This is a genomic window from Nocardioides sp. N13(2025) (assembly GCF_051912545.1).
GTDB lineage: Bacteria > Actinomycetota > Actinomycetes > Propionibacteriales > Nocardioidaceae > Nocardioides.
On sequence record NZ_CP196809.1, the window covers coordinates 2231552 to 2257494 of the forward strand.

Genomic DNA, 25943 nt, shown 5'->3' on the forward strand with positions numbered 1-25943 from the left:
TCCCGACCCGGGCTGGCAGGACATCGTCAGCCGCTCAGCTGGCTGTCGAGGAACGCCTTCTCCGCCTCGTCGTTCCACGTGTTGCCGGGCCCCAGCTTCGCGGCGACCTCCGGCAGCCTCTCCCCCAGCTCGTCGAGGCCGGTGAGGGGGAAGTCGTGGACCTGGGGGAAGACCAGGACCTTCCCGGAGTACCTCGCGTCGACCAGGGCCTGGAGACCGTCCTTGGCCGCGCGCATGCCGCCGATGGCGCCCACGATGGACCCCGGGGAGAGCTGGCCCTGGTTGGCCAGGTCGACCACCTGCTGCTGGTCGTGGATGGTCAGTCCTGACGTCCCGGTGTACTGGGCGTTGTCGAGGTAGACCGCGCTCAGGTTCAGCGGCGCCAACGTGCCGTTGGGGACACCGGCGAAGAAGACCAGCATGCCGTAGGAGCTCATCAGCGTGTCGGCCTCGGCCATCACGGCGGAGATGGGGACGCTGACCACGACGTCGTCCGCCCCCCGGCCGTCGGTGATCCGCATGACGAAGTCGTGGAGGGACTCCTCCGTGGTCTGGGAGTTGAAGGTGATCAGCTCGCAGTCGTTGCTCTCCGCCAGGTGGGCCAGCCGGTCCTCGAGGCTCTTCAGGCGTTCGTCGCTCACCTCCGTGGCGACGATCGTGCGGGGGCCGTCGCTCTGCTGGATGGCCCGCTGGACGTGCATCAGCCCCATCGGGCCACCGGCGCCCACGAAGACCGTCGTGCCCTGCGAGCGCAGGTCACAGCGGTTGCGCGCCTCACCGTAGGAGGCGGCGATGTCCGGCCCCCGGTTGCCGAGGTAGGCGGTGTAGTCGTAGTGCAGACGGCCCACGTCGGTGTCGACCAGGCCGTCCAGGGGGGTCTCGCCCACCATGTTGAGGGTGCCTCGCCGGGCGATGTGCTTCGCCACCGCGCCCACCGTCGCGGCGGAGCGGGGGTCGAGCATGACGATGTCGTCGAAGCCGGCGCCCTCGGTCAGCTCGTCCACCAGTGCCTGGTAGTCGTCGGCGCCGATGCCGTCGCGCACCACCTTCGTGGCCGAGGTGCGCTCCACGAGCCCCACCACCGACGCGGGCACGTCGGTCATCACGATCGTGGCCGGAGCGTCGAGGCCGGAGGAGAAGTCGTACTCCCGTTCGTCTCCCGGCCGCCCGACGATCCACATCGTCCCCCCGGCCTTCGGCTCCAGGCGGCGACGCTGGGTGTAGGCGGCCATCACGCAGCCCCAGGGCTCCAGCGTGGAGGCCTCGGCGTACCCCATCGTGTCGGGGAGGGGCAGCAGGCAGGCACCGTCGTCGGTGTCGAGCATCTCCGCGCCCATCAGGTGGTACTGCGTGAGTCCACCGGGGATGGTGTAGCCGTAGGCCGTGCTCATGCCGTCCTGGTAGATGTCGGGCTGCACGGCCAGCCGCTGGCCGGCGTGGTAGCGGTCCTTGAGGTTGTCGCCGACCTCGATGACGGTGAGGCTCACCTCGTGTCCCAGCCGCGTGGGGTCCTGGGACAGGTCACGGTTGTAGAGCTTGGGGTGACTGCCGCCCTGACGCATGATCTTCACGTCGGAGAAGCAGAGCCCCACGCTGTCGATGCGCACGAGCATGTGGTCGGGGTCGGGCCTCGGGACGGGGACCAGCTCGGGCGCACCGTCCTTGCCCATGTTCTCCTCCCCCGCGCCGTGCAGGAACCAGGTCCAGCTGCCCTCCGGGAGCTCGCTGTCAGCCGCGCGGTAGCGGTCGTACGCTGATGTCATTGCTTCCTCCGTGGTGAGGTGGGTCTGTCGTGGGCGGGGGCGTCAGTGCCCCAGCACCGCCCGCACGGCGGCGCGGCCGGCCATCGGGTCGGGGGCGCCGAGGGCGGCCTCGGCGGCCGCCTCGCAGGTCTCGAGGGTGACCTTGCCCAGCTGGGCGCCGACAGGACGTACGGCGCGCGCCGCCATCGAGAGCGACGAGATGCCCATGCCGATCAGCGCCGTGGCCAGCAGCGGGTCGGCCGCCGCCTCGCCGCAGACGCCGACCGGCTTGCCGGCCTCCCGACCGGCGTGCGCGGTGATCGCGATGAGCTGGAGCACGGCCGGCTGCCAGGGGTCGGTGAGGTGCGCCAGGTCGGTGGCCATGCGGTCCGCGGCCATGGCGTACTGGGTCAGGTCGTTGGTGCCGATGGAGAGGAAGTCGACGACCTCGAGCATCCGGTGCGCGAGCAGCGCCGCGCTGGGGATCTCCACCATCACGCCGGGCTTGAGCCCGCGGGCGCGCACCTTGTCGGCGAAGTCCTTCGCCTCGGCGACCGTCGCGACCATCGGCGCCATCACCCAGGTCTCGGTGCCGGTGCGCTCGGCCGCCTGCTTGATGCCGTCGAGCTGGCGGTCCATCAGGCCGGGGTTGTCGAAGCTGAGCCGCAGCCCGCGCACGCCGAGGGCGGGGTTCTCCTCGCCGGCGTGGGTGGCGAACGCGATCGGCTTGTCGGAGCCGGCGTCGAGGGTGCGGACGACGACGTAGCGGCCGTCGGAGTAGGGCGCGAGCACCTCGGCGTAGATGTCGGCCTGCTCCTCCACGCTCGGCTCGTCCTTGCGGTTGAGGAAGCACAGCTCGGTGCGGAAGAGCCCCACGCCCTGCACCGGCTCGACGCCCGCGGACTGTGCCGACGCGCCGTCGGCGACGTTGGCGAGCAGCTTGAGCGGCAGGCCGTCGGCGGTCGCGGCCGGGCCGCTCCAGCTGGCGAGCTCCTCGCGCAGCCGCCGGCTCTCCTCCACCCTCGCGCGCGCCTCCTCGGGGTCGGCGCCCTGCTCGATCGTGCCGGCTTCACCGTCGACGACCACGAAGGTGCCGGCCGGCACCTCCATGATCCCGGCGGCGCCGACCACGCAGGGGATGCCGAGCTGGCGGGCGATGATGGCCGTGTGGCTGGTCGCGCCGCCGCGCTCGGTGACCAGCGCGGTGACGAGCTCGGGGTCGAGCCCGGACGTGTCGCTCGGCGCCAGGTCCTCGGCGACGAGGATCGAGGGCTCGCTCGGCGTGGGCACGCCGGGCGGGGGCTCCCCCACGAGGTGGGCCACCACGCGCCGCTCGATGTCGCGCAGGTCGGTCACCCGCTCGGCCATCAGGCCGCCCATGTTGGTGAAGATCGTGACGAACTGCTCGACGGCCCCCTGCACCGCCGCCACGGGGCCCTGCCCGGCGGCCAGGTTCTTGGCCACCCCGGACCGCAGGCCCTTGTCCCGCGCCAGGCCGGCGCTCGCGGTGAGCACCTCCGCCGCGGCCCCCTGCGTGCTGGCCGCCTTGGCGGAGAACGTCTCCGCGACTGCCGCCACCGCCTCGTCGTACGCCGCCACCGCAGCGTCGGCGTCGGTGAAGCCGCCGTCGCCGTAGCGCGCGATCGCGTCGGGCGAGACCTCGCCGCGGACGTGCAGGACGGGACCGGCGGCGACACCCGGGACGACCGGGGTCCCGCTCAGGCTGCCACTGGCTGAGGGGTGCGCGGGTGTGGTCATGGACACACCGTAGAACACCTGCTTGTTGACAAGCAACACGTTCGGGACTAAAACAACACATACACAGATCCTCGGAGAGGGGGACCCATGTACGCCGAAGAGCGCCAGCAGGCGATGGCCCACCTGATCAGCCGCCGGGGCCGGTTGTCGGTGGTCCAGCTGGCCGACCAGTTCGAGGTCACCACCGAGACCGTGCGCCGGGACCTCTCGACGCTCGACCGGATGGGACTGGTGCGTCGGGTGCACGGCGGCGCGGTGCCCGCGGGCTCGCTCACCGTCATCGAGTCGGGCATCGGCGAGCGCGACCAGTCCAACACGCAGGCCAAGGAGGCGATCGCCAACGCCGCCGTCGCGCTCCTCCCCCCTCCCGACTCCGTCGTGGTGATCGACGCCGGGAGCACCACCGCCCGGTTCGCCGCGGCCCTCCCCCGCGACCACCGGCTCACGGTCATCACGCACGCGGTGCCGGTCGCCACCCGGCTGGCCGGACTGCCGCAGATCGAGCTGCACCTGCTCCCCGGCAAGGTGCGCCCCGCGACCCATGCCGCGGTCGGCGCGGAGACCGTCGCCGCGCTCGCCGAGCTGCGCGCCGACGTGGCGTTCATCGCCACCAACGGCATCACCACCGGCCACGGGCTCACCACCCCCGACAGCGACGAGGCCGCCACCAAGCGGGCCATGATCGCCTGCGCCCGCCGCACCGTGGTGCTCGCGGACTCCACCAAGTTCGACGTGGAGACGGCCGTGCGCTTCGCGACGCTCGACAGCCTGGACGTGCTGGTCACCGACAGCGACATCTCGTCGAAGGACCGCCGCGCCCTCGAACAAGCCGGAATCGAGGTGGTGATCGCATGATCCTGACCCTGACCCCCAACCCGAGCATCGACCGCACGGTCGCGCTCGACGGCGAGCTGTGCCGCGGACAGGTCCACCGGGTGGCCTCGGTGACGTCGCAGGCCGGCGGCAAGGGGGTCAACATCTCCCGGGCGGCCGTGAGCGCCGACATCCCCAGCATCGCCGTCGTACCAGCCGCCAAGGAGGACCCCTTCGTCCTCGAGCTGCTGGGCGCCGGCATCGACTGCCGGCCCGTCCGCCCGGCGGGTGACGTCCGCGTGAACCTCACGATCACCGAGCCCGACGGCACCACCACCAAGCTCAACTCCCCCGGCGCCGAGGTCCTCCCGATCCACCTCGAGCTGATGGCCCAGGCCGTGCTGGTCCGCGCCTCCAGCGCGTCGTGGACGGTGCTGGCGGGCTCGCTGCCCGCCGGGGCGCCGGCCGGCTTCTACGCCGACCTCGTACGCCGACTGCGCGAGGTGGGCGGCCACGTGGCCGTCGACACGAGCGAGGGCCCTCTGCAGGCCCTCGTCGACGCGCTGCCCGACTCCGCCCCCGACCTGATGAAGCCCAACGGCGAGGAGCTCGCCTCCTTCACCGGCGGGGACCCCGAGGCCCTCGAGGCGGACCCCGAGGCCACGGCGAAGGCGGCGCGCCAGCTGATCGACCGTGGCGTCGGCACGGTCCTCGCCACCCTCGGCGGCAACGGTGCCGTCCTCGTCACGGCCGAGGGCGCGTGGCACGCGACCCCGCCGCCCACGACCGTCGTCAGCACCGTCGGTGCCGGCGACTCCAGCCTCTTCGGCTACCTGCTCGGTGACATCCGGGGACTCCCGGCTCCCGAGCGCCTCGCACTCGCAGTCGCCTACGGCAGCGCCGCCGCAGGTCTACCCGGCACCACCATCCCCCTGCCGTCGCAGCTCCGCACCGAGCTCGTCGGCGTCACCGCCCTGGGAGGCACAGCATGACCGACCTGATCACCACCGACCTCGTGCGGCTCGGGGCTGCCTGGGGCGCCGACAAGCACGACGTGATCCGTGCCCTCGCCGGCGTCGTCGACGACGCCGGCCGCGCGAGCAGCAAGGACCAGCTCGTCGAGGACACCTTCGCCCGCGAGGCGACCTCCGCGACCGGCCTGCCCGGCGGCATCGCGATCCCGCACTGCCGCACGACCGGCGTGGAGGTCCCGACCCTGGCGTTCGCCCGGCTCGAGCCGCCGGTCGACTTCGGCGCCAAGGACGGCCCGGCCGACCTCGCCTTCCTCATCGCCGCACCGGCCGGCGGCGACGCCGACCACCTCACCATCCTGACCAAGCTCGCACGCGCCCTGGTCAAGCCGGCCTTCACCGACGCGCTCCGCTCGGCCGGGTCCGCCGAGGAGGTCGTCGACCTGGTCACGCACGAGCTCGGTGAGCCGGCCCCCGCCGCGAAGGCCGCCGCCCCCGCGGCTGCCGCCGCTGCCGGTGCTCCCGCCGCCGTTCCGGCCGCAGCAGCGGCTGCCGCGCCGGCCTCGGGTGCTACGCCGTCGCTCGTCGCGGTCACCGCGTGCCCGACCGGCATCGCCCACACCTACATGGCCGCCGAGGCCCTCGAGGCCGCCGCCGAGCGCGCCGGCGTCGCGATCGAGGTGGAGACCCAGGGCTCGGCCGGCTCGACGCCCTTGGCGCCCGCCGCGATCGCGGCCGCCGGCGCCGTGATCTTCGCCGTCGACGTGGGCGTGCGCGACCGCGCCCGGTTCGCCGGCAAGCCGATGGTCAGCAGCAGCGTGAAGCGCCCGATCGACGACGCCGACGCGATGATCGCCGAGGCGCTGCGCTACGCCGCCGACCCCTCGACCGCTCCGCGCGTGGAGGGCACGGCCAGCGAGGCCGGCGCCACCTCGACCGCCGAGGAGTCGTGGGGCGGTCGGATCCGCCGCGTGCTGATGACCGGCGTCTCGTACATGATCCCGTTCGTCGCGGCGGGCGGCCTGCTCATCGCGCTGGGTTTCCTGCTCGGTGGCTACGAGATCGCCAACCACGCGGGAGCGGTGCTGGCCGACAGCACGCTCTTCAGCCCACCCGACCTGTCGGCGTACAGCGAGCCCACCCTCGGCCACGTCCCGTTCGACTCGAGCGTCCTGGCCTACCTCGGCGCGGCGCTCTTCATGCTCGGCAAGATCGCCTTCGCGTTCTTCGTCCCCGCGCTGGCCGGCTACATCGCGTACGCCATCGCGGACCGCCCCGGCATCGCCCCGGGCTTCGTGATGGGCGGGCTGGTCACCGACGTGTCCGCCTTCGGGGTGCCGCAGAGCGGCTTCCTCGGCGCGATCGTCGGTGGCGTCCTGGCCGGCCTCGTGGCGCACTGGATCGCGGGCCGGAAGGTGCCCACCTGGGCGCGCGGCCTGATGCCGGTGCTGGTGATCCCGCTGCTGACCACGATGGTCGTCGGCCTGCTGATGATCGTCGTCCTCGGTCGCCCGATCGCGTGGCTCATGGAGCAGCTGGCCGACGGGCTGAGCTCCATGAGCGGTGGCAGCGCCATCCTGCTCGGCGTCATCCTCGGCCTGATGATGGCCTTCGACATGGGTGGGCCGCTCAACAAGGTCGCCTACAGCTTCGCTGCCGCCGGTGTCGGTGGCGCGGCCCTGTCCAACGACGCCCCCGAGCTGCGCATCATGGCCGCCGTCATGCTCGCGGGCATGGTCCCGCCGATCGCGCTGGCGCTGGCCACCGTCGTACGACCCGGTCTGTTCAACGTGCCCGAGCGCGAGAACGGCAAGGCCGGCTGGCTGCTGGGGGCCTCCTTCATCACCGAGGGAGCCATCCCGTTCGCGGCTGCTGACCCCCTCCGGGTGATCCCGGCCATCATGGCGGGCAGTGCCGTCACGGGAGGCCTCTCCATGGCCATGGACGTGGCGGTCCGGGCACCGCACGGCGGGATCTTCGTCCTCTTCGCGGTCGACGGTGTCGTGGGCTACCTCGTGTCCCTCGCCGCCGGTGTCCTCGTGGGCGCTGCGCTCGTGATCGCGACGAAGAGCTTCGGCCCCTCGGACGCCGACGTCGCTACTCTCTGAACCATCCGACCCGACCACTCGAGGAGAACCATGCCCAGCAAGTCCGTCGTCGTCGGCTCCGCCGTCGGCCTGCACGCCCGTCCCGCCGCGATCATCGCCGAGAAGGCCGCCGAGCTCGGCTCGGACGTCACCATCAACGGTGTCGACGCCAGCTCCTCGCTGATGATCATGACCCTCGGAGCCGGCAACGGCGACACCGTGGAGGTGGCGGGCGACGACCAGGCCGCGGTCGACGCGATCGCCGCGCTCGTCGAGCAGGACCTCGACGCCTGATCGGTCACGGCCGCTGATCGTCCTCGTGGGCGGTGCGCCAGCCACGTCCCGTACGCCGGGAAGGTGGCCGGCGCACCGCCCACTGGCATGTCAGGAGCGGGCGCGGGTGGCGAGGTAGACCGCGCGCATGCCGACGGCGCGCTCGAGCTGGCTCTCCACCACCGAGAAGAACTGGCGGCGGTAGGTGTCGTCGGTGACCGCCGACACGGTGAAGTAGAACCCGCTGAACGAGGCCAGGAAGAGCGACACCTTCATCAGCGACAGCGAGACGTGGGAGAGGTACGGCGCTGCCTGCAGCGTGTCGAGCTGGGTCCACGCGAGCTGGGTCTGCGGCTCCATGACCAGCGAGCCGAAGAGCATGAAGAAGACGAAGACGGTCACCGACAGCAGCACGACCTGGACCGTCTGGATCACCAGCAGCACCAGGATCAGGTTCCACTTCTCGAAGCCGGCCACCTGCGCGAAGTCCTGCGGGTCGACACCCGGGTCGTCGGCCACCTCGCGGCTGGCCGCCTCCAGCGGCGTGCCGGCGCAGGCCCGGACGATGAAGGCGTCGTCGACCTCGTCGTCCACCCGGTCCACCTCCTCGGGCAGCCGCACCAGCAGGAAGAGCACTGCGAGCCCGAGCATCAGCAGGACCGTGAACCACAGGAGCCCGAACGGCAGGTTGCTCGTCATCTGCCACGCCTCGGCGTTGACGAAGAGGAAGGTCACGAAGACCAGCAGCAGCGGCAGCGCGCGCGAGGCCATCGGCACCAGGAAGCGCACGCTCCCGAGCGTCCTCGACAGCGCGAAGCCGAGGATCGGCCGTGCGTGCAGAGCGGTCGCGCCGTAGCAGAGCAGGCCGAGCACGAGGATCGAGAGCCAGAGCGCCAGCCCGGACGAGCCGTTGCCGGCGGCCTGGCCGGCAGCCTGCTCGGCGTCGTCGCGCGTGCTCAGCCAGCGCACGGTCAGGCCGGCGACGACCGCGACGGCGAGGAGGAGCGTGAGGAAGGGCACGAGCCGGCGGGGCCGCAGTCCGGCGCGCGCGGCGTCCCGCTCCTCGGCGACGAAGTAGGGCAGCCCGTGGTCGAGGAACCAGGTCTCGACCTCCGTACGGCGAGCCGTCACGCCAGCAGCTCGCGCGCGCGGCGTACGTCGTCGCGCATGGTGTCGACGAGCGCCTCGATGCCCTCGAACTTCACCATCCCGCGCAGCCGGTCGACGAAGGCGACCTCGACCTCGACGCCGTAGAGCTCGAGGTCGTCGCGGTCCAGGACGTAGGACTCCACGCGGCGGTCCCGCTCACCGTCGAAGGTGGGGTTGGTGCCGACCGAGATCGCCGCGGGGAACCGCTCCCCCGTGTCGAGGCGGGTCAGCCACCCGGCGTAGACGCCGTCCGCGGGGGCGGCGTCGACCGGCGGGATGGGCACGTTGGCCGTCGGGTAGCCGAGCTCGCGGCCGCGCTTGTCGCCCTCCACCACGGTGCCGCGGACGGTGAACGGCCGTCCCAGCGCCTCGGCCGCACCGGCGACGTCGCCCGTGGCCAGGCACTGGCGGACATAGGTGGAGCTCCAGACCTGCGGGCCGCCGTCGAGCGGCACCCCCACGGTCTCGAACCCGCGCGTGGCGCCGGCCTCGACGAGGGTGGCGACCTCGCCCGCGGCCTTCTTGCCGAAGCGGAAGTTGGAGCCGACGACGACGGCGCCGGCGTGCAGCGTGTCGACGAGGATCCGGTCGATGAACTCCTCGGGCGACCACCCGGCGACCTCGCGGTCGAAGCAGAGCACGAGGATCGCGTCCACGCCCGCACGCTCGAGCAGCCGGGCCCGCGTGTGGATCGAGGTCAGCGTCGGCGGGGCGTGCTCCGGACGCAGCACCGCCATCGGGTGCGGGTCGAAGGTCACCGCGACGACCGTGTCGATCCCGAGGCGGGCGGCCGTCTCCCGGGCCTCACGCAGCACGTGGGCGTGCCCGAGGTGCACGCCGTCGAAGTTGCCGATGCTGACGACCGTGCGGCCGAGGTCGGCCGGCACGTCGTCGACGTCTTGCCAGATCTGCACCTGCGCAGCCTAGCGACGCGGGGCCGGGGCCCCGCGTCGCCGGGTCCGCTTGTCGCTAGGTGAGCCTGATGCCGCGGAACATGCCCATGAACGCGTGGGGCATGCCGCCCATCGAGGCGTCGGGCCAGAAGCAGACGAGCACGTAGTCACCCTTGGGCAGCTTGTAGTTCATCGCGACCGTGTGACCGGGAGAGACGACACCGCCGTCGAAGCCGACGCGGAAGTTCACCGGCGGCGGACCTTCCTCGCCCTCCATCGCGGCGTCGACCCAGCCCCCGAAGTCCTTGACCGTCTTGCCCTTGTTGAGCTTCAGCAGGATCACGAAGTGGTTCTGGTCGCTGTAGTTCTTGAAGGTCAGCCTCCCCTTGTGGGCGATGGTCCTCGGCCCCTTGGCCCACGTCGCGCTGTTGATCGCCTTGACGCTCGAGCCGGACGGCATGGTCGCGCCGGTGTCGGCGCCGGCCACCGTGAAGGCGGTGAACGCCGACGGACGGTTCCGCTCGATGTCGGCGGCGTAGTAGCTGCCCGCCGGCAGGTTGACCGTGAGCTTGCCGATCCTGCCCGACGCCACGTTGACCCCACCGAACAGGGTGACGTGCGCCTCGAACCTCTTGAGCGCCTTGACCTTGCCCTTCTCCAGCCCCGCGTCGATGTCCGCGATGGCCTGGTCGAGGGTGTAGCCCGCGGCGAGCTGCATCAGCTGGAAGCCCGACGACTTGGCCTCGGTCGTCACCCGGAACTCGTTGACCCCCGGCTGGATCGTGGCCGGCATCGTGACGTTGTGCGCGGCAGTGATGCTGACCGACACCGTGCCGGCTGCTGTCTCCCGCTCAGCAGCCGCGCCGGCAGCGCCGGCCGTTCCCCCTGCGAGCGCTCCAGCGGTCAGCACCATGACGCTGACGCCGAGCGCGGCGATACGTTGGACGGACATGCCGTACCTCCTCAGGCGCTCGATCGCACCCTGCGACCCCCGGCCCCGTGCGACAGGTTGCCCCTGACCGACGCTTCGCACCACCAGAATCCGAAGTGGTCAAGACCAGCCCCCACCCCCGTGGGCGCCGTGTCGAAGCCTTGGTCAAGCCTCAGACGAAGACGGCGACCGGACGAGCCCGCTCACCGTGCGGCTCGTAGAGCGCGAGGAACCCGCCGTCGGGGGCGAACACCGCGTGGGGTCCGGCAGCGGGCAGGACGAGGTCGAGGGCACGGCCGAAGCGGACGTGGCCCGCCTGCTCGTCATCGAGGTCGACGACCGGGAACGACGCGCGAGCGGCGTCGGCGATCGGTAGCACGGCGAAGTCGTCGGAGTGCTGCTCGAGGGTGCGCGCCACTGAGAGGTCGAAGGACCCGACAGCCGTACGCCGGAGCGCGGTGAGGTGGCCGCCCACCCCGAGCGCCGCGCCCAGGTCCCGGGCGATGGCGCGGATGTAGGTGCCCGAGGAGCAGCGCACCGAGATGCGCACCTCAGGCAGGTCGACCTCGTGGACCACGAGCTCGTGGATCGTGACCGGGCGCGCCTTCAGCTCGACCTGCTCCCCGTCGCGGACGCGCGCGTAGGCACGCTTGCCGTCGACCTTGATCGCGGAGACGGCGGTCGGCACCTGCTCGATGTCGCCGACGAACCGCGCCAGCTCCGTGCGTACGACGTCCTCGCTGACACCGTCGACGGCGCGGGTCGAGACGACCTCGCCCTCGGCGTCGTCGGTGGTCGTCGCCACGCCGAGCCGGATGGTCGCGTCGTAGGCCTTCTCGGTCAGCATCAGGTGACCGAGGAGCCGGGTGGCGCGGTCGACGCCCAGCACCAGGACGCCGGTCGCCATCGGGTCGAGGGTGCCCGCGTGACCCACCTTGCGGGTGCCGGCCAGCCGGCGCACCCGCGACACCACGTCGTGCGAGGTCATGCCGGGGTCCTTGTCGACGACGACGAGACCGGGGTCGACCATCAGGGGCGGTCGTCCTCGTCGAGACCGCTGCCGAAGCTGCCGTCGAGGTCGTCCTCGTCGTCGAGCTCGTCCTCGGCGACCCGCGGCTTCTTGTAGGGGTCGGCCTCGCCGGCGTAGGCCGAGCCGCGCTGGGCGGCGACCGCGTCGTCCTGCTGCTTGGCGCGCGCCAGCACCTCGTCGAGCGCGCGGGCGCTCTCGGGCAGCGCGTCGGGGATGAAGGTCAGCGACGGCACGATGCGCATGCCGAGCTGCTTGGCGACCTCGGAGCGGATCACGCCCTTGGCCGACTCCAGCGCCGCGGCCGTGCTGGCTCGCTCCTCGTCCTCGCCGAGGACGGTGTAGAAGATCGACGCCTGCTGGGAGTCGCCGGTGACGCGGACGTCGGTGACGGTGACGAAGCCCAGTCGCGGGTCCTTGATCCGTCGCTCGAGCATCTCGGCGACGATGACCTGGATCCGGTCGGCGATCTTGCGGACGCGGGGGTTGCTCATGGTGCTCACTCTCTCAAAACTGCGCGTCACATGAATCCCCGCCTATGCGGGGAAACTCGAACTTCTGGGGGCGTGCAAACCGCGAGAAGTTCCGGTTTCCCCGCATGAGCGGGGAAACCGGAACTCCGGGCTCGGTGATCAGCTGCGCGGGATCTCGCGCATCTCGAAGGACTCGACGATGTCGCCGATCTTGATGTCCTGGAAGTTCCGGAGCACGAGACCGCACTCGAAGCCTTCCCGGACCTCGGACGCGTCGTCCTTCTCCCGGCGGAGCGAGGCGAGGTCGAGGTTGTCGGCCACGACCGCACCGTCGCGCAGGACCCGCACCTTGGCGTTGCGGCGGATGAGGCCCGAGATGACCATGCAGCCTGCGATGTTGCCGGCCTTGGACGAGCGGAAGATCTCGCGGATCTCCGCCTGACCGAGGGTCGACTCCTCGTAGACCGGCTTGAGCATGCCCTTGAGGGCAGCCTCGATCTCCTCGATGGCCTGGTAGATGACCGAGTAGTAGCGAATCTCGACACCTTCCTTGTCGGCCATCTGGCTCGCCTTGCCCTGCGGGCGGACGTTGAAGCCGATGATGATCGCGTCGGAGGCGGCCGCCAGGTCGACGTTGGTCTCGGTGATGGCACCGACACCGCGGTCGATGACGCGCAGCGACACCTCGTCGCCCACGTCGATCTGCGACAGCGCGTCCTCGAGGGCCTCGACCGAACCGGACACGTCGCCCTTGAGGATGAGGTTGAGCTCCTGGCTCTCGCCCTTCTCCATGGAGGCCATGAAGTCCTCGAGGCTGCGACGCACGCGACGCTTGGCCTGCATGGCCGCACGCTCGCGCGCCTCACGCTTCTCGGCGATCTGGCGGGCCATGCGGTCGTCCTCGACCACGATGAAGTTCTGGCCCGCACCCGGCACCGCCGAGAGGCCCAGCACCATCGCGGGCCGCGACGGGTCCGCCTCGGTGATCTCGTTGCCGTGCTCGTCGAGCATGGCGCGGACCCGACCATGAGCCGGACCGGCCACGATCGAGTCGCCCACGCGCAGCGTGCCGCGCTGGACCAGCACCGTCGCCACCGGGCCGCGACCGCGGTCCAGGTGCGCCTCGACCACGAGGCCCTGGGCGTCCTGGTCGGGGTTGGCCCGCAGGTCGAGCGACGCGTCGGCGGTGAGCACGACGGCCTCGAGCAGCTTGTCGAGGTTGAGCCCGGCCTTGGCCGAGACGTCGACGAACATCGCGTCGCCGCCGTACTCCTCCGGGATCAGGCCGTACTCGGTGAGCTGGCCGCGGACCTTGGTCGAGTCGGCCTCCGGCTTGTCGATCTTGTTGACCGCGACCACGATCGGCACGTTGGCCGCCTTGGCGTGGTTGAGCGCCTCCACCGTCTGCGGCATGACGCCGTCGTCGGCCGCGACCACGAGGATCGCGATGTCGGTCGCCTGGGCACCACGGGCACGCATGGCGGTGAACGCCTCGTGACCCGGGGTGTCGATGAGGGTGATGCGACGGTCGTCGCCGTCGACCTCGGTGTGGACCTGGTAGGCACCGATGTGCTGGGTGATGCCACCGGCCTCCTTGTCGACCACGTTGGCGTTGCGCAGCGCGTCGAGGAGCTTGGTCTTTCCGTGGTCGACGTGACCCATGACGGTCACGACCGGCGGACGGACGACCAGGTCGGCCTCGTCGCCCTCGTCGGCGCCGAACTCGAGGTCGAACGTCTCGAGGAGCTCACGGTCCTCGTCCTCGGGCGAGACGATCTGCACGACGTAGTTGAGCTCCTCGGCGAGCAGCTCGAACGTCTCGTCACCCACCGACTGCGTGGAGGTGACCATCTCGCCGAGCGAGAAGAGCATCTGCACGAGCGCAGCGGCGTCGACGTTGATCTTCTCGGCGAAGTCGGTCAGCGAGGCGCCACGCGGGAGACGTACGGTCTCGCCGTTGCCCTTGCGGACGCGCACGCCACCGATGGTCGGGGCCTCCATGGCCTCGAACTCCTGGCGACGGGCGCGCTTCGACTTGCGACCGCGACGCGACGGACCACCCGGGCGACCGAAGGCACCCTGGGTCTGGCCGCGCTGGCCGGGACGACCGCCACCGGGACGACCGCCACCGGACGGGCCGAAGCCTCCGGGACGCCCCGGGGCACCGCCCGGAGCGCCGGCGCCGGCGCCGGGACGACCCGGGGCGCCGCCGCGGGCGGGGGCACCCGGACGACCGGGGCCGCCACCGGGGCCACCACGGGCAGGACGGCCGCCGGGACCGTTGCCGAAGGCAGCGGGCGACTTCGGCATCATGGCCGGGTTGGGGCGCGGCATGCCGGGACGGGCGTCGCCGCCGGCCGGCGGGCGCGGCGGGCGGGTGTCGTCGCCGGGCGTGCGCGGGGCCGGGCGCGAGCCCATGCCCTGGCTCGGGGCGAACGGGTTGTTGCCCGGACGCGGGGCGCCGGGCCTGCCGACCGGGCGCGGTGCCGGGGACGGGGCCTTCGCCGCGGGTGCGGCCGGGGCCTCGGGCTCGGCGGCCGGAGCCTCGGGCTCGGCGACCGGGGCAGCCTTGGGACCGGGCTTGGGGCCGGGCTTGGCAGCCGGAGCGGCCTCCTCGACGGCAGCCGGGGCGGGAGCCTCGGCCGGTGCCTCGGTGGCGGCAGGTGCGGGAGCCGGCTTGGGGCCAGGCTTGGGGCCGGGCTTCTTGGCGGCCGGCTTGGCGGCAGCCTTCTCGGCCGGCGCCTCGGTCGCGGTGTCGGCGGCGGGAGCGGCGGCCGCAGCGGCCTTCAGCTCATCGCCGTACTGCTTCTTGAAGCGCATCTCGACGGGCGGCTCGACAGTCGACGATGCCGACTTGACGAACTCCCCCATCTCCTTGAGCTTCTCGAGAACGAACTTGCTCTCGACTCCGAACTCCTTGGCGAGTTCGTGGACTCGGGTCTTTGCCACGGTTGGTTTCTACTCCTTCTGGTCCGTGACCCCAGAAGGAAGGGGAAACGGAACAGCTAGTGGGTGTGCACACTCATTACGAGTTACTCATCGAGTGCTCATGAGCTGCGTGCTCCAGTTTCTGGTCGGTGCTGCTGTGATTCGGACTGTGGTTCCAGCGAGCTGAGGTAGTCGCCCACCTGCACGTCGGCGAGCGGGACTCCCGAGCGAAGTGCCCGGGGGAAAGCTCGACGTCGCACGGCGAGCTGCCAACACTCCTGCGTGGGGTGGACGTGCGCCCCGCGCCCGGGTGCCCGGCGGTCCGGATCGGGCACCAGGGCTGGTCTGCCCTCGGCGTCCGAGCCTGCGACCACGCGCAGCAACTCGCTCGCAGCGGCCTGCGCCCGACAACCCACACAGGTCCGGACGGGTCCGGGCGCAGGTGTGTCAGACGTGGTGGCCACTGCTGACCACTCTACTGCGTCGGGCCAGTGCTTTACGAACTGGGAGCCTCAGTCGTCGCTGGGGGCCTCGTCGGACCGGATGTCGATGCGCCACCCCGTCAGCCGCGCGGCGAGGCGGGCGTTCTGCCCCTCCTTGCCGATGGCGAGGGAGAGCTGAAAGTCGGGTACGACGACGCGGCACGACCGTGTGGCCAGGTCGACGATCTCCACCGACGTCACCCGCGCGGGCGAGAGGGCGTGGGCGACCAGCTCGGCCGGGTCCTCGGCCCAGTCGACGATGTCGATCTTCTCGCCGTGGAGCTCGCTCATCACGTTGCGCACGCGCTGGCCCATCGGGCCGATGCAGGCGCCCTTCGCGTTGACGCCGGGGATCGTGGAGTGCACGGCGATCTTGGTGCGGTGCCCTGCCTCGCGGGCGATGGCCGCCACCTCGACGGTGCCGTCGGCGATCTCGGGCACCTCGAGGGCGAAGAGCTTCTTGACCAGCGTCGGGTGGGAGCGCGACAGCGTGATCTGCGGGCCGCGCATGCCCTTGCGCACCGACGTCACCAGGCACTTGATCCGCTCGCCGTGGACGTACTTCTCCCCCGGGACGCGCTCGCTGACCGGCAGGATCGCCTCGAGCTTGCCCAGGTCGACCATCACGTCGTCGGGGTTGCGGCCCTGCTGGATGATGCCGGAGATGATGTCGCCCTCCTTGCCGGAGAACTCGCCGAACCTGATCTCGTCCTCGGCGTCGCGCAGCCGCTGCAGCATCACCTGCTTGGCGGTGGTGGCCGCGATCCGGCCGAAGCCGGCGGGCGTGTCGTCGTACTCCGGGCCCGCGGTGCCGTCCTCGTCGACCTCGCGGGCCCACACGGTCACGTGGCCGGTGTTGCGGTCCAGCTCGACGCGAGCCGGGTGGTGGGACTCGGTGGCGCGCTGGTAGGCGGTGAGCAGCGCCTGCTCGATCGCCTCGGCCAGCACCTCGAAGGAGATCTCCTTCTCGCGCTCCAGCATCCGCAGGATGCTCAGGTCGATGTCCATCAGTCGTCCTTCTTCTCTGGCTTCTCGCTCTTGCGGTTGAACTCGATCTGCACGAGGGCCTTCGCGACGTCGGCGTAGGCGACCTCGCGCCGCGTGCCGTCGACGTCGAGGGTGACGGCGACGTCCGACGAGCCGAGGATGCGGCCGGTCAGGCTGGAGCCGTCGGCCAGGGTGGCCTTGACCAGCCGGTCCTCGTTGCGGCGCCAGTGGCGCGGCAGGGTCAGGGGGCGGTCGACGCCCCGGGAGGTGACCTCGAGCGTGTAGGGCATCTCACCCATCACGTCGGAGTCGTCGAGCACGCGGGCGACCTCGCGGGTCGCGTCGGCGACGTCGTCGAGCGTCACGCCGCCGTCCTTGTCGACGGCCACGCGCAGCACGCGGCGCTTCCCGGCGGGGGTGACCTCGACGGCCTCGACGTCGAGGCCCATCGCGCTCAAGGGGTCGACCAGCTCCGCTTCGATGCGGTCCCGGGTGGCGTCCTGACGGGGTGTGCTCATCGGTGGCGACCTCCTTGTGCAGTTGTTGAAGGATCACGATAGCGGCCCCGGTCGAAGGTCTGTGAGCCGCCGGCAGGTGCTCCGGTCCGGTCCGCCCGGTGGGTAGGGTCAGGCCGTGCCCGGACGCCCGCTCTCCCGTCGTACGACACTGGGCTCGGCACTTGCCGCACCGCTGGTCCTGGCGGCCTGCGACATCGACCCGCCGACGCGCGAGAGCCGTTCGTCCCCGGCCACGCCGCCTCCCCCGGAGGACTCCGAGCTCGTCGCCGGGGTGGTGGCCGCGCTCGTGCGTGCGCTGTCGGTCCTCGACGCCGCCACGACCGCCGCGCCGACGCTCGCGGCCCGGCTCCGACCCGTGCTCGCGGCCCACGCCGAGCACCTCGACGTCCTGGCCGGAGCGGTCCCGGAGGCCGAGCGGCCCACCGGGGAGGCTGCCTCGGTCCCCTCCCGGCCGGCGCGAGCGCTCGCCGCCGTGCGCCGCTCCGAGCAGCGACTGGTGCGCGAGGTGCGCGAGGGCTGCCTGGCCGCAGCCAGCGGCGACCTCGCCCGGGTACTGGCCGCCGTCGCGGCGTCCTCAGCACAGCACGGCGCCGCCCTGGCCGGTGCGGCCGGGGAGGGCGCGCCATGAGCGTCCTCGACGCCCTCCAGACCACGCTCGCCGACGAGCACGCGGCGCTCTACACCTACGGCGTCCTCGGCGCCCGCACCTCGCAGTCGGCCACGCCCGCCCTCTTCGACGCCCTGACCGCCGGCTACCGGCGCCACCGTGCGCGGCGCGACCAGCTGCGGCTCCTCGTCGAGGACGCCGGCGGCGAGCCGGTGGCGGCCGCGCCCGCCTACGAGCTCGACAGGAGGCTGCTCCGCGCCACGCAGGTGCAGGCGGCCGCGCTGGACCTCGAGGTCGCGAGCGCGGAGACCCTCCTCGCGCTGGTCGCCCAGTCGTCCGGCTCCGTGCGCGAGTGGGCGCTCACCGAGGCGACCTGGTCGGCCTCCTGGCAGCTCGAGCTGGGTGGCGCCGCCGAGGCCTGGCCCGGCGCGCCCGAGCTGGCGTAGCCCTCGCGACCTGCGCCAACCCCGCCTGCGGCGCCAAGCACCTCCCGCACCGTGCGTGCGGCCCGTGCGGCCAGTACGGCACCAAGGCCGACCGTCGCCAAGGCCTCTGACCACCGACGAGCTCCGCGCAGCGCTCGGTGATCCGGTCCTGGATCCCGAGCTGCTGCACCGTGCGCTGACACACCGCTCGTACGCCGACGAGAACGGGCAGATCCCGACCAACGTGCGCCTGGAAACCGCGCCGGCCAGAGTGGCGGCATACGACAACCGCGCCGGCCAGAGTGGCGGCATACGACAACCGCGCCGGCCGTTTCGCCGTCGTTTGCCGCCACGCCCACGCTCAGCCCTGTCGTATGCCGCCATCCGACATGGCGCACCCGACCATGGCGGCGTACGACAACCGCGCCGGCCAGAGTGGCGGCGTACGACAACCGCGCCGGCCGTTTCGCCGTCGTATGCCGCCGGCTCGCTCCGCCGGGAACGGGAAAGGCGGCCCGCGGCCTCAACCCTTGGGAAAGTCCCGAGATCTCTCCCAAAAGCCGAGGACACGGACCGCCCATGTGGGGTTGGTCAGCATCACCCGTGTGAACCCTCCCTGTGGGGTGGGAGAACCACGTGCACAATCATGCAGTGGATCCAGGGGTTGCGAAACCGTTACCCACTTGCATGTTCGTGCAACGCACAAAGTTGCAGGACCGCCCCAGGCGGGGGGCCACGCTCAGGCCCGGTCGAGCGACCGCACGACCGCGGGGACCTCGGCGAGTGAGGTGACGCTGGCGTCCGGCTCGCCCTCGGTGTGGCCGACCTGGTCGACCGGGATGTTGCAGAGCGGGACGTGGATCGCCCGCATGCCGGCGTTGCGGGCGCCCCACACGTCGTCGAAGAGCCGGTCCCCCACGTAGACGCACGCGGCCGGGTCGCTGACCCCGACGGCGTCCATCGCCGCCCCGAAGGCTTGCCGCGACGGCTTCGTCCACGGGATCTCGCTGGTGTAGACGTCGCCGTCGATGAGGTCGTAGACCCCGTCGCGCTCGAAGAAGCCGACGTGCCACTCGCGCGGCCACACGGTGTTGGACAGGATGCCGATGCGCAGCCCCCTCGAGCGGAGCTCCTCGAGCATCGGCCGCGCCTCGGGGTCGGTCAGGGTGCGGGGCTCCCAGAAGTCGTAGTAGGCCTGCAGCAGCTCGGGGTCGTGGTCGAGCCCAGCCTCGACGAAGAGATCGGCGATGGTCGCGCTCTGCTGGTGGTCGCGGCTGCGGCCCCAGATCACGTCGCCGGCGCGGTGCAGGCGCTCGGCGCGGGCGTGGTGGTCGTCCTCGGGCGACGGCGTACGACGTACGGCCTCCGCGAGCGCCAGCGACTCGGCGTGGAAGTCCACGTCGTGCCACCGCGTCAGGGTGCCGCCCCAGTCGAAGATGACTGCCTCGATGCGCGCCTGGGCCATGCGCGCGAACCTATCCGAAGCCGAGCGCAACCGATCGGCGTCCAGCACCATCACACAGGCAGGGGGCACAGGCAGGGGCGTCGGCGGGGAGGGCAGGAGTGAGACGGAAGCAGGCGTTCGCGGCGGCAGCGCTCGCGATCGCCGTGCTGCTCAGCCTCGACGGCGCCGAGCCCTCGGTGGACCGCGTCGCCGCCACGGCGGCGACGTGTGACCGGAGCTCGCCCCAGCCACCCTCGTCGCCGGTCCCGCACGGCCCGGACTTCCCCACCAACGCAACGGGCCTGACCTACGGGAGCGCCATGGACAACGCCCCGTAGCCGGACCTGGTCCACGAGTCCGACGGCGTCACACAGATCGACACGTTCGAGCAGTCACCCGGCACCACGGTCGCGGACGGCGTGACCGACCCACCCGCACCCACCGGCGGGCCGGACGCGGCCGACGTACTCGGGCAGTGGACGGCGGTCGTCGCCGGCATCCGCAGCGGCGGCAGGGATCAGTACGACACCTACCGCGACCTCGACCTGGCCATCGGCTTCGACGGCGACGAGGTGAGGGCGTACGACGGCTGCCGCACGTGGACGGCCGGCTTCGTGCTGGAGGGCGGCGAGCTCACGCTGACGCGGCCCTTCGCCGTCGAGGGCGGGCACGCCGTCGGCTGCCCGCCGGCGGCGCCCGTGCCCGCGATCGTCGAGAACGTCCAGCACGTCACGCAGTCGGGCGGGCGGACCTACCTCCACCTCGCCGACCTCCGGATCGCGCTGGCGCTGACTCGCCGATGAAGTTCCACTCCGGCGAGTGGATGTTCATCGGGGCTCACGCTCAGGCGGGTTGCGCGAAGCTCGGATTTCCACTCGTGCGAGTGGAAATCCATCCCGGGGGAGGATCAGCTGCGGACGATCGCGGCGATCCGGCCGGCGGCCGCGTCGACCGCGACCTCCTCGCGGTCGCCGGACCTGCGGTCGCGGACCTCGACGTTGCCGTCGGCGAGCCCGCGGCCGACCGTGACGATCGTGGGTACGCCGATGAGCTCGGCGTCCTTGAACTTCACGCCCGGGCTGACCTTGCCGCGGCGGTCGTCGTAGAGCACCTCGACACCCTGCGCGGCGAGCTCGGCGGCCAGCGACTCGGCGGCCTCGAAGATCGCGTCGTCCTTGCCGGCCGCGACGACGTGCACGTCGGCGGGCGCGACGTTGCGCGGCCAGCACAGGCCGATGTCGTCGAGCGTGCCCTCGGCGATCGCGGCCACCGCACGGGACGGACCGATGCCGTAGGAGCCCATCGTGACCGTCACGAGCTTGCCGTTCTCGTCGAGCACCTGGAGCCCGAGCGCGTCGGCGTACTTTCGGCCGAGCTGGAAGATGTGGCCCATCTCCACCCCGCGCGCCGACTCGAGAGTGCCCTCGTCGCAGCTGGGGCAGGCGTCGCCGTCGCGCACGTCGGCGGCCTCGATGGTGCCGTCGGGGGTGAAGTCACGACCGGCGACCAGGTCGACGACGTGGGAGCCGGGGACGTTGGCGCCGGTGACCCAGCGGGTGCCCTCGACGACGCGCGGGTCGACGACGTAGCGGATGCCGGACTTCGACTCCTCCCCGAGCACCTCCGGACCGATGTAGCCCTTGACCAGCGCGGGGTACTTCGCCATCTCGGCCTCGTCCATCGCCTCCACCTCGATGGGCTCGAGCTGGCCCTCGAGGCGCTTCTGGTCGACCTCGCGGTCGCCGGGCAGGCCGATCGCGAGCGGCTCGCGGGTGCCGTCCGGGTGCTTGAGCACGACGAGCACGTTCTTGAGGGTGTCGCCGGCGACCCAGGGGCGGTCCTCACGGGGGAAGGCCGCGTTGAGGTGGTCGACCAGGGTGTCGATGGTCGGGGTGTCGGGGGTGTCCTCGGCGTGCGCGGCGGGCGCGTCGTCGTACGGCAGCGGGGCGGGCGCGCGCACGGCGACGGCCTCGACGTTGGCGGCGTAGTCGCAGTGGGTGCAGCGGACGTAGGTGTCCTCACCGACCTCGGCCTTGGCGAGGAACTCCTCGCTGGCCGAGCCGCCCATGGCGCCTGACGTCGCCTTCACGATGACGTACTCGAAGCCGAGCCGGTCGAAGATCTTGATGTAGGCGTCGCGGTGCTGCCGGTAGGACCGCTCGAGGCCCGCGTCGTCGACGTCGAAGGAGTAGGAGTCCTTCATGATGAACTCGCGCCCGCGCAGCAGGCCGGCGCGGGGACGTGCCTCGTCGCGGTACTTGTTCTGGATCTGGTAGATCGAGAGCGGCAGGTCCTTGTAGGACGAGTAGAGGTCCTTCACCACCAGGGTGAACATCTCCTCGTGCGTGGGACCGAGCAGGTAGTCCGCGCCCTTGCGGTCCTGGAGGCGGAAGATGTTGGGGCCGTACTCGGTCCACCTGTTGGACGCCTCGTAGGGCTCCTTGGGCAGCAGCGCCGGGAACGACAGCTCCTGGGCGCCGATGTCGTCCATCTCCTCGCGGATGATGCCCTCGATCTTGCGCAGCACGCGCAGGCCCAGGGGCAGCCAGGTGTAGATGCCCGGGGCGTTGCGGCGGATGTAGCCGGCGCGGACGAGCAGCCTGTGGCTCGGCACCTCGGCGTCGTTGGGGTCGTCGCGCAGGGTGCGCACGAACAGGGTCGACATGCGGAGGATGCGGGCTGCCATGCGCGCAAGGATAGGTGCGCGGCTCCGGCCACCGCGAACCAGATTCCCCGCTGGTCACAGGCAACCCCGCCGCACCCCCGCACGTCTCCTCGATGACACCGCACACTCCACAGGGGGAACCACCATGCGCCACCCACGCCGAGCCGGCCTCGTGCTGGCCGCGCTGACCACTGCCGTCTCGCTCGTCGCACCCGCGCAGGCCGCGGTCCCGAGCGTCGAGCTGCAGCCCCACCGGCTCTCCCGGGGCGCCGACATCGCGGTCCCCCACATCGACGACGGCGACTTCGTCGACGGCACCAAGCGCGTGGAGCTGCCCGGAACGGTCGCGGAGCTCCTCGGACCGTCCGGCGATGCCTGGGTGATCGCAACCCACCGCACGAACAGGGTCGGGGAGTGGCGCAACCGTCGCGTCGTACGCGTCGAGGCGGACGGCGCCGTGCGCGAGGTCCTGCGCGACGTGGACGCGTCGACCCTGGTGCTCAGCGAGGACGGCAGCCGGCTGGTCGGTCCGACGTCGAGCAACCGGCGTACGACGATCAAGGTCTGGTCGGCGACCGACGGGACCGAGATCGCCGCCCGGAAGTTCGGCGGCTACCCCGAGGTCGTCACCGCCGACGCCCGGAAGGTGCTCGTCGACACCACCCGGCGCACCGCGTGGTGGGGCGTCGGAGCCGACCGTGTGCGGACCCTGACGACGAAGCTGACCGGCCAGGCCAGCATCGAGCACAACCTGCTCGTGACCTACACGAAGGACCCCTACCTCGGCGGCTGCACCCAGCTGGTGAGGCTCAGCGCGCCGAGGATGAAGGTCTGGAAGTCGTGCGAGGACCGGGTCGCGGCCGTCTCCCCCGACGGCACCCGGATGGTGACCTTCGACATCCTCACCGACGGGCTCGGCCCCGGCGTGATCCACCTGCGCGAGATCGACGGCACGAAGCTGGCGACCTACAGCACCAACTGGTTCAGCGGCTGGGAGTGGGAGTCGCCCACCACGCTGCTGCTCGACGTCAACGGCCAGCGGAAGTTCGCCACCGTGCGTTGCACGCTCGGTGCCTGCGAGAACGCGACCGACCCGGTGCCCGTGACCGCTCCCTAGCAGGGGCGGGAGCCAGGGCTAGGTCCCGAGCACCGTGAACGACGCCGCGGTGGCCGCCAGCACCGGATCGCCGGCCGCCACCTCCCGCGCGGCCAGCAGGGCCTCGCCGAGCCCTTCGCCGGCGCGGAGGCTCGCGTGCAGGGCCACCATCACCTCGACCGTGGCGGCGTCGTCGACCTCGGCCAGGCTCGACACGACGCCGGCCGTGCCCATCGAGAGCAGCGCGGCCGCGAGCCCGAGCAGCTCCTGGTCGCCGACCGGGGCCATGACGCCCGACTCGCAGGCCGACAGCACGACACGGTGCGGTGGGCGGCGCAGCCCCTGGAGGTCGTGCACCAGCAGCGGCCCGTCGGCCAGGACGAGGGACGAGAACAGCGGGCTGTCCTCGCGGAAGTGGCCGTGGGCGGCCACGTGCGCCAGCGCCGCGCCGTCGAGCGCTGCCAGCGCGGCCGCCACCGTCGCGTCGGCGCCGTCGAGGACCTGTGCGCCGGCGTCCTCGGCGGCGACCGCCGGCACCTCGGCCCCACCGCTGCCGAGCCCGGGGCCGACGAGCATCACCCGACGGTCACCCTCGGCCCGCGCGGATCGCGCCCGCAGCCACAGCCGCGCGGACGGCGTACTCGTCACGGGGCGGTGGGCGAGCGCGGGCACCAGGCCCCACGGCACGCCCTGCAGCCCGCTGGTGCCCGACACCACGACCCGCGACTCCCCCACCGCGTCGAGCGCCGAGCCGAGGAGCGACTTCTGCAGCCGGACGCCGGCGAGGTCCAGCTGGGCGCGCCGGCCGCGCGCGGCCTGCCGGAGCGTGAAGAGGGCGAAGTCGACGGCCTTCGCAGCGTCGGGGGCACTGCCGACCCGAAGGCGGCGTACGCGTCCCCGCGCCGCCACGAGCGCGTGGATCTCCCCGTCGACCTCGACCAGCTCGACCAGGGCGGTGTCGTCCTCGGCGAGGGCGGCGAGGAGGGCTACGACGTCGAGGGAGGTGGCGGTCTCCCCCGACCCGCGGACGCGCATGAGGCGCTGACGCACCGTCTGCTCCAGCCGGGAGGCGCGGGCCTCGAGGCGCTCGGTCGGCTCGCCCGCCGCCCGGGCCTCGGCCAGCTGCCGGTGCTGGGCGCGCAGGGCCGCGAGGTCGGCCGTCGTCTCCTCGTCGCGGTCAGCCGTGGCCGGGGGCACCGCCAGGGCCGTGGCTCGCCACCGCTCCGACCACCGCAGGAGCTGGCGCGAGCTCCCTGACGCCAGCGCCGTCCGCGTGCCGAGCTCGGCGAGCGCCGCGCCGTGGCTGGAGACCACGGCCCGCAGCTCCTGGCTGCCGAGGGTGGCGCGGTGCTCGTCGAGCGCCCTCAGCCCGAGGTCGCAGGCGCGGAGCACCCCACCGCTGTCGCCGGCTGCGGCACGGGCACGCGCCCGGGCCAACCAGCCGAGGGCTCGCACCAGACCGGTGCCGCTCCGGCGGAACTCGGCCGCCTCCTCGAGCCAGGCCGCGGCCAACGCGGCGGCCCGTGGCGAGTCGACACCCTCGGCGAGGCGCGCCCCGAGCAGCAGTGCCTGGGGCAGCTCGCTGACCTGCGCCTCCCGGGAGGCGTCGACGAGCCGCTCCACCTGCGGCAGGAGCCGCGACGGCGGGTCGCCCGCCTCGGCCCGGGCCGTGATCGACCTGAGGTCGGCGCGCAGGCGGTGGACCTGTCGCGACTGGCGCCGCAGCAGGCGGGAGGCCTCGTCGGCCGCGGCGGCAGCACGCTGCCAGTCCTCCGCAGCCAGGGCCGCCTCGGCGACCGAGACGAGCAGGTCAGCGTGCTCGCGGGCCTGGAGCGGTCGCGCCGCGAGGGCCTGCTCGACCACGGCGAGGGCATCGACCGCGAGGCCTGCGGCGAGGTAGGCGTCGGCGCGGTCGACCACGAGGTCGACGCTGGTGACCTCGAGGGCGTCGAAGAGCGCGCTGGCCTCGGCGTACTTCTCGAAGGCGAGCGGGAGGTCACCGGCCAGGAAGGCCACCCACCCCACGTTGTGGACGGCGATCGCCCCCGCCCACTCGGTCCCCAGCTCGGTGGCTATCAGTCGTGTCTCCTCGAACGCTTCGGCGGCCCCGGTGAGGTCGCCCGAACGCGCCCGTACGAGGCCCGCGAGGTTGCGCGCCCTGAGCTCCCACTCGCGGTCCCCGGCGCGACCGAACTCGACACTGGCCTCGTGCAGGTCGGCGGCGCTGCCCTCGTAGTCGGCCAGCATCCGCTCGAGCACCCAGGCACGCCTGTACAGCGCCCGAGCCTTGGGCGTCCCCGAGACCTCCTTCGTGGCCTGGTCGAGGTGGGCCAGCCCGTCGCGGACCTGACCACTCACGGCCAGGGTCGCTCCCAGGGTGGCGCGCGCGTCGCTCACACGCTCGGGGTCGCCGGACCGTCTGGCGACGCCCAGTGCCGTCCGCAGGTGCACCAGCGACTGATCGACCTGCCCCAGGTCACGGAGCACGATGCCCACGACCTGGTGGCCGATCGAGGCCACGAAGGGATCCGCGGACGTGACGAGCTCCTCCTCCGCCCGCCGGCGCGCTGCCGCAGGGGCGGAGAACAGGGTGAGCAGCAGCTCCTCAGCGTCGGCCCTGGTCACCATGGTGTGACCATCCTTGCCGAGCCCCGCCCCAGATATGGGAAAACGC

General features: G+C 72.3%; 24 protein-coding genes. 10 read left to right on the top strand and 14 right to left on the bottom strand.

All coding sequences use genetic code 11. The annotated features are described in order from the left end of the window. Positions 1-26: 26 nt before the first annotated feature. Both ACS3YM_RS10780 and ptsP read right to left on the bottom strand, forming a co-directional pair. On the bottom strand, positions 27-1763 hold the full coding sequence (locus tag ACS3YM_RS10780) for an alcohol dehydrogenase catalytic domain-containing protein (protein WP_439936442.1): 1737 nt from the start codon (positions 1761-1763) through the stop codon (positions 27-29). A gap of 42 nt (positions 1764-1805) precedes the next feature. Then, entirely contained in the window at positions 1806-3500 is a 1695-nt protein-coding gene (gene ptsP, locus ACS3YM_RS10785; protein WP_439936443.1) for a phosphoenolpyruvate--protein phosphotransferase, read from the bottom strand. A gap of 87 nt (positions 3501-3587) precedes the next feature. On the opposite strand from ptsP, the gene ACS3YM_RS10790 reads away from it, so the two are divergent. The 4 genes from ACS3YM_RS10790 to ACS3YM_RS10805 are packed head-to-tail and all read left to right on the top strand — an operon-like array spanning position 3588 to position 7665. Further along, positions 3588-4355, top strand: coding sequence for a DeoR/GlpR family DNA-binding transcription regulator (locus ACS3YM_RS10790; protein ID WP_439936444.1), 768 nt, complete (start codon positions 3588-3590; stop codon positions 4353-4355). Next, positions 4352-5305, top strand: a complete 954-nt coding sequence (locus ACS3YM_RS10795; protein WP_439936445.1) for a 1-phosphofructokinase family hexose kinase — start codon at positions 4352-4354, stop codon at positions 5303-5305. The genes ACS3YM_RS10790 and ACS3YM_RS10795 overlap by 4 nt, the downstream gene beginning before the upstream one ends. Then, the gene (locus tag ACS3YM_RS10800) at positions 5302-7392 is read left to right on the top strand and encodes a PTS fructose transporter subunit IIABC (protein ID WP_439936446.1); all 2091 of its coding nucleotides are present in this window, start codon (positions 5302-5304) and stop codon (positions 7390-7392) included. Before ACS3YM_RS10795 ends, ACS3YM_RS10800 begins: the two co-directional genes overlap by 4 nt. Positions 7393-7422: 30 nt before the next feature. After that, the gene (locus tag ACS3YM_RS10805; protein ID WP_378543286.1) at positions 7423-7665 is read left to right on the top strand and encodes an HPr family phosphocarrier protein; all 243 of its coding nucleotides are present in this window, start codon (positions 7423-7425) and stop codon (positions 7663-7665) included. 90 nt (positions 7666-7755) lie between these two features. Here ACS3YM_RS10805 and ACS3YM_RS10810 read toward each other — a convergent pair whose 3' ends face one another. The 9 genes from ACS3YM_RS10810 to rimP all read right to left on the bottom strand — a co-directional run bounded on the left by ACS3YM_RS10810 (position 7756) and on the right by rimP (position 17032). Next, positions 7756-8775, bottom strand: coding sequence for a hypothetical protein (locus tag ACS3YM_RS10810; RefSeq protein ID WP_439936447.1), 1020 nt, complete (start codon positions 8773-8775; stop codon positions 7756-7758). After that, on the bottom strand, positions 8772-9707 hold the full coding sequence (locus ACS3YM_RS10815; RefSeq protein ID WP_439936448.1) for a bifunctional riboflavin kinase/FAD synthetase: 936 nt from the start codon (positions 9705-9707) through the stop codon (positions 8772-8774). Before ACS3YM_RS10815 ends, ACS3YM_RS10810 begins: the two co-directional genes overlap by 4 nt. 55 nt (positions 9708-9762) lie before the next feature. Then, positions 9763-10638: a hypothetical protein gene (locus ACS3YM_RS10820; RefSeq protein ID WP_439936449.1), complete on the bottom strand. Its 876-nt coding sequence runs from the start codon at positions 10636-10638 to the stop codon at positions 9763-9765. Between the two features lie 151 nt (positions 10639-10789). Further along, positions 10790-11647, bottom strand: coding sequence for a tRNA pseudouridine(55) synthase TruB (gene truB, locus ACS3YM_RS10825; RefSeq protein WP_439936450.1), 858 nt, complete (start codon positions 11645-11647; stop codon positions 10790-10792). Beyond that, the gene (gene rbfA / locus ACS3YM_RS10830) at positions 11647-12138 is read right to left on the bottom strand and encodes a 30S ribosome-binding factor RbfA (protein WP_439936451.1); all 492 of its coding nucleotides are present in this window, start codon (positions 12136-12138) and stop codon (positions 11647-11649) included. Before rbfA ends, truB begins: the two co-directional genes overlap by 1 nt. 138 nt (positions 12139-12276) lie before the next feature. Beyond that, the gene (gene infB / locus ACS3YM_RS10835; RefSeq protein WP_439936452.1) at positions 12277-15066 is read right to left on the bottom strand and encodes a translation initiation factor IF-2; all 2790 of its coding nucleotides are present in this window, start codon (positions 15064-15066) and stop codon (positions 12277-12279) included. 98 nt (positions 15067-15164) lie between these two features. Next, a complete protein-coding gene (locus ACS3YM_RS10840; RefSeq protein ID WP_439936453.1) occupies positions 15165-15509 on the bottom strand; it encodes a YlxR family protein in 345 nt (114 codons plus the stop codon). 48 nt (positions 15510-15557) lie between these two features. Next, positions 15558-16535, bottom strand: coding sequence for a transcription termination factor NusA (gene nusA / locus ACS3YM_RS10845; protein ID WP_439936454.1), 978 nt, complete (start codon positions 16533-16535; stop codon positions 15558-15560). Then, on the bottom strand, positions 16535-17032 hold the full coding sequence (rimP, locus tag ACS3YM_RS10850; RefSeq protein ID WP_439936455.1) for a ribosome maturation factor RimP: 498 nt from the start codon (positions 17030-17032) through the stop codon (positions 16535-16537). The genes nusA and rimP overlap by 1 nt, the downstream gene beginning before the upstream one ends. Before the next feature lie 115 nt (positions 17033-17147). Between rimP and ACS3YM_RS10855 the strand changes: the two genes are divergently transcribed. The 3 genes from ACS3YM_RS10855 to rpmF are packed head-to-tail and all read left to right on the top strand — an operon-like array spanning position 17148 to position 18195. Continuing rightward, the gene (locus ACS3YM_RS10855; protein WP_439936456.1) at positions 17148-17660 is read left to right on the top strand and encodes a hypothetical protein; all 513 of its coding nucleotides are present in this window, start codon (positions 17148-17150) and stop codon (positions 17658-17660) included. Further along, positions 17657-18085 (top strand): DUF4439 domain-containing protein, encoded by a 429-nt coding sequence (locus tag ACS3YM_RS10860; protein WP_439936457.1) that lies wholly within the window; start codon positions 17657-17659, stop codon positions 18083-18085. Before ACS3YM_RS10855 ends, ACS3YM_RS10860 begins: the two co-directional genes overlap by 4 nt. Next, positions 17992-18195 (top strand): 50S ribosomal protein L32, encoded by a 204-nt coding sequence (gene rpmF, locus ACS3YM_RS10865; protein ID WP_439936458.1) that lies wholly within the window; start codon positions 17992-17994, stop codon positions 18193-18195. Before ACS3YM_RS10860 ends, rpmF begins: the two co-directional genes overlap by 94 nt. 608 nt (positions 18196-18803) lie before the next feature. Here the strand turns inward: rpmF and ACS3YM_RS10870 are convergent. After that, positions 18804-19529 carry an HAD family hydrolase gene (locus ACS3YM_RS10870; RefSeq protein ID WP_439936459.1) on the bottom strand — a complete coding sequence of 242 codons (726 nt, stop codon included), beginning with the start codon at positions 19527-19529 and terminating at the stop codon, positions 18804-18806. Between the two features lie 98 nt (positions 19530-19627). On the opposite strand from ACS3YM_RS10870, the gene ACS3YM_RS10875 reads away from it, so the two are divergent. Both ACS3YM_RS10875 and ACS3YM_RS10880 read left to right on the top strand, forming a co-directional pair. After that, positions 19628-19846 (top strand): hypothetical protein, encoded by a 219-nt coding sequence (locus ACS3YM_RS10875; protein ID WP_439936460.1) that lies wholly within the window; start codon positions 19628-19630, stop codon positions 19844-19846. An 81-nt stretch (positions 19847-19927) separates the two neighbouring features. Further along, positions 19928-20311, top strand: coding sequence for a hypothetical protein (locus tag ACS3YM_RS10880; protein WP_439936461.1), 384 nt, complete (start codon positions 19928-19930; stop codon positions 20309-20311). A 104-nt stretch (positions 20312-20415) separates the two neighbouring features. Here ACS3YM_RS10880 and ACS3YM_RS10885 read toward each other — a convergent pair whose 3' ends face one another. Next, entirely contained in the window at positions 20416-22194 is a 1779-nt protein-coding gene (locus ACS3YM_RS10885) for a proline--tRNA ligase (protein ID WP_439936462.1), read from the bottom strand. 124 nt (positions 22195-22318) lie between these two features. Between ACS3YM_RS10885 and ACS3YM_RS10890 the strand changes: the two genes are divergently transcribed. Further along, positions 22319-23290 (top strand): hypothetical protein, encoded by a 972-nt coding sequence (locus tag ACS3YM_RS10890; RefSeq protein ID WP_439936463.1) that lies wholly within the window; start codon positions 22319-22321, stop codon positions 23288-23290. Positions 23291-23308: 18 nt separating this feature from the next. Here ACS3YM_RS10890 and ACS3YM_RS10895 read toward each other — a convergent pair whose 3' ends face one another. Beyond that, a complete protein-coding gene (locus ACS3YM_RS10895) occupies positions 23309-25897 on the bottom strand; it encodes a CHAT domain-containing protein (protein ID WP_439936464.1) in 2589 nt (862 codons plus the stop codon). Positions 25898-25943 lie beyond the last annotated feature (46 nt).

Bases quoted from the DNA above. Each gene is read 5' to 3' on its own strand.
- ptsP (WP_439936443.1), bottom strand. From the start codon at position 3,500: ATGACCACACCCGCGCACCCCTCAGCCAGTGGCAGCCTGAGCGGGACC.
- ACS3YM_RS10780 (WP_439936442.1), bottom strand. From the start codon at position 1,763: ATGACATCAGCGTACGACCGCTACCGCGCGGCTGACAGCGAGCTCCCG.
- ACS3YM_RS10795 (WP_439936445.1), top strand. From the start codon at position 4,352: ATGATCCTGACCCTGACCCCCAACCCGAGCATCGACCGCACGGTCGCG.
- nusA (WP_439936454.1), bottom strand. From the start codon at position 16,535: ATGGACATCGACCTGAGCATCCTGCGGATGCTGGAGCGCGAGAAGGAG.
- ACS3YM_RS10790 (WP_439936444.1), top strand. From the start codon at position 3,588: ATGTACGCCGAAGAGCGCCAGCAGGCGATGGCCCACCTGATCAGCCGC.
- ACS3YM_RS10870 (WP_439936459.1), bottom strand. From the start codon at position 19,529: ATGGCCCAGGCGCGCATCGAGGCAGTCATCTTCGACTGGGGCGGCACC.
- rimP (WP_439936455.1), bottom strand. From the start codon at position 17,032: ATGAGCACACCCCGTCAGGACGCCACCCGGGACCGCATCGAAGCGGAG.
- ACS3YM_RS10860 (WP_439936457.1), top strand. From the start codon at position 17,657: ATGAGCGTCCTCGACGCCCTCCAGACCACGCTCGCCGACGAGCACGCG.
- ACS3YM_RS10805 (WP_378543286.1), top strand. From the start codon at position 7,423: ATGCCCAGCAAGTCCGTCGTCGTCGGCTCCGCCGTCGGCCTGCACGCC.
- ACS3YM_RS10885 (WP_439936462.1), bottom strand. From the start codon at position 22,194: ATGGCAGCCCGCATCCTCCGCATGTCGACCCTGTTCGTGCGCACCCTG.
- ACS3YM_RS10800 (WP_439936446.1), top strand. From the start codon at position 5,302: ATGACCGACCTGATCACCACCGACCTCGTGCGGCTCGGGGCTGCCTGG.
- ACS3YM_RS10890 (WP_439936463.1), top strand. From the start codon at position 22,319: ATGCGCCACCCACGCCGAGCCGGCCTCGTGCTGGCCGCGCTGACCACT.
- rbfA (WP_439936451.1), bottom strand. From the start codon at position 12,138: ATGAGCAACCCCCGCGTCCGCAAGATCGCCGACCGGATCCAGGTCATC.
- ACS3YM_RS10895 (WP_439936464.1), bottom strand. From the start codon at position 25,897: ATGGTGACCAGGGCCGACGCTGAGGAGCTGCTGCTCACCCTGTTCTCC.
- truB (WP_439936450.1), bottom strand. From the start codon at position 11,647: ATGGTCGACCCCGGTCTCGTCGTCGTCGACAAGGACCCCGGCATGACC.
- ACS3YM_RS10820 (WP_439936449.1), bottom strand. From the start codon at position 10,638: ATGTCCGTCCAACGTATCGCCGCGCTCGGCGTCAGCGTCATGGTGCTG.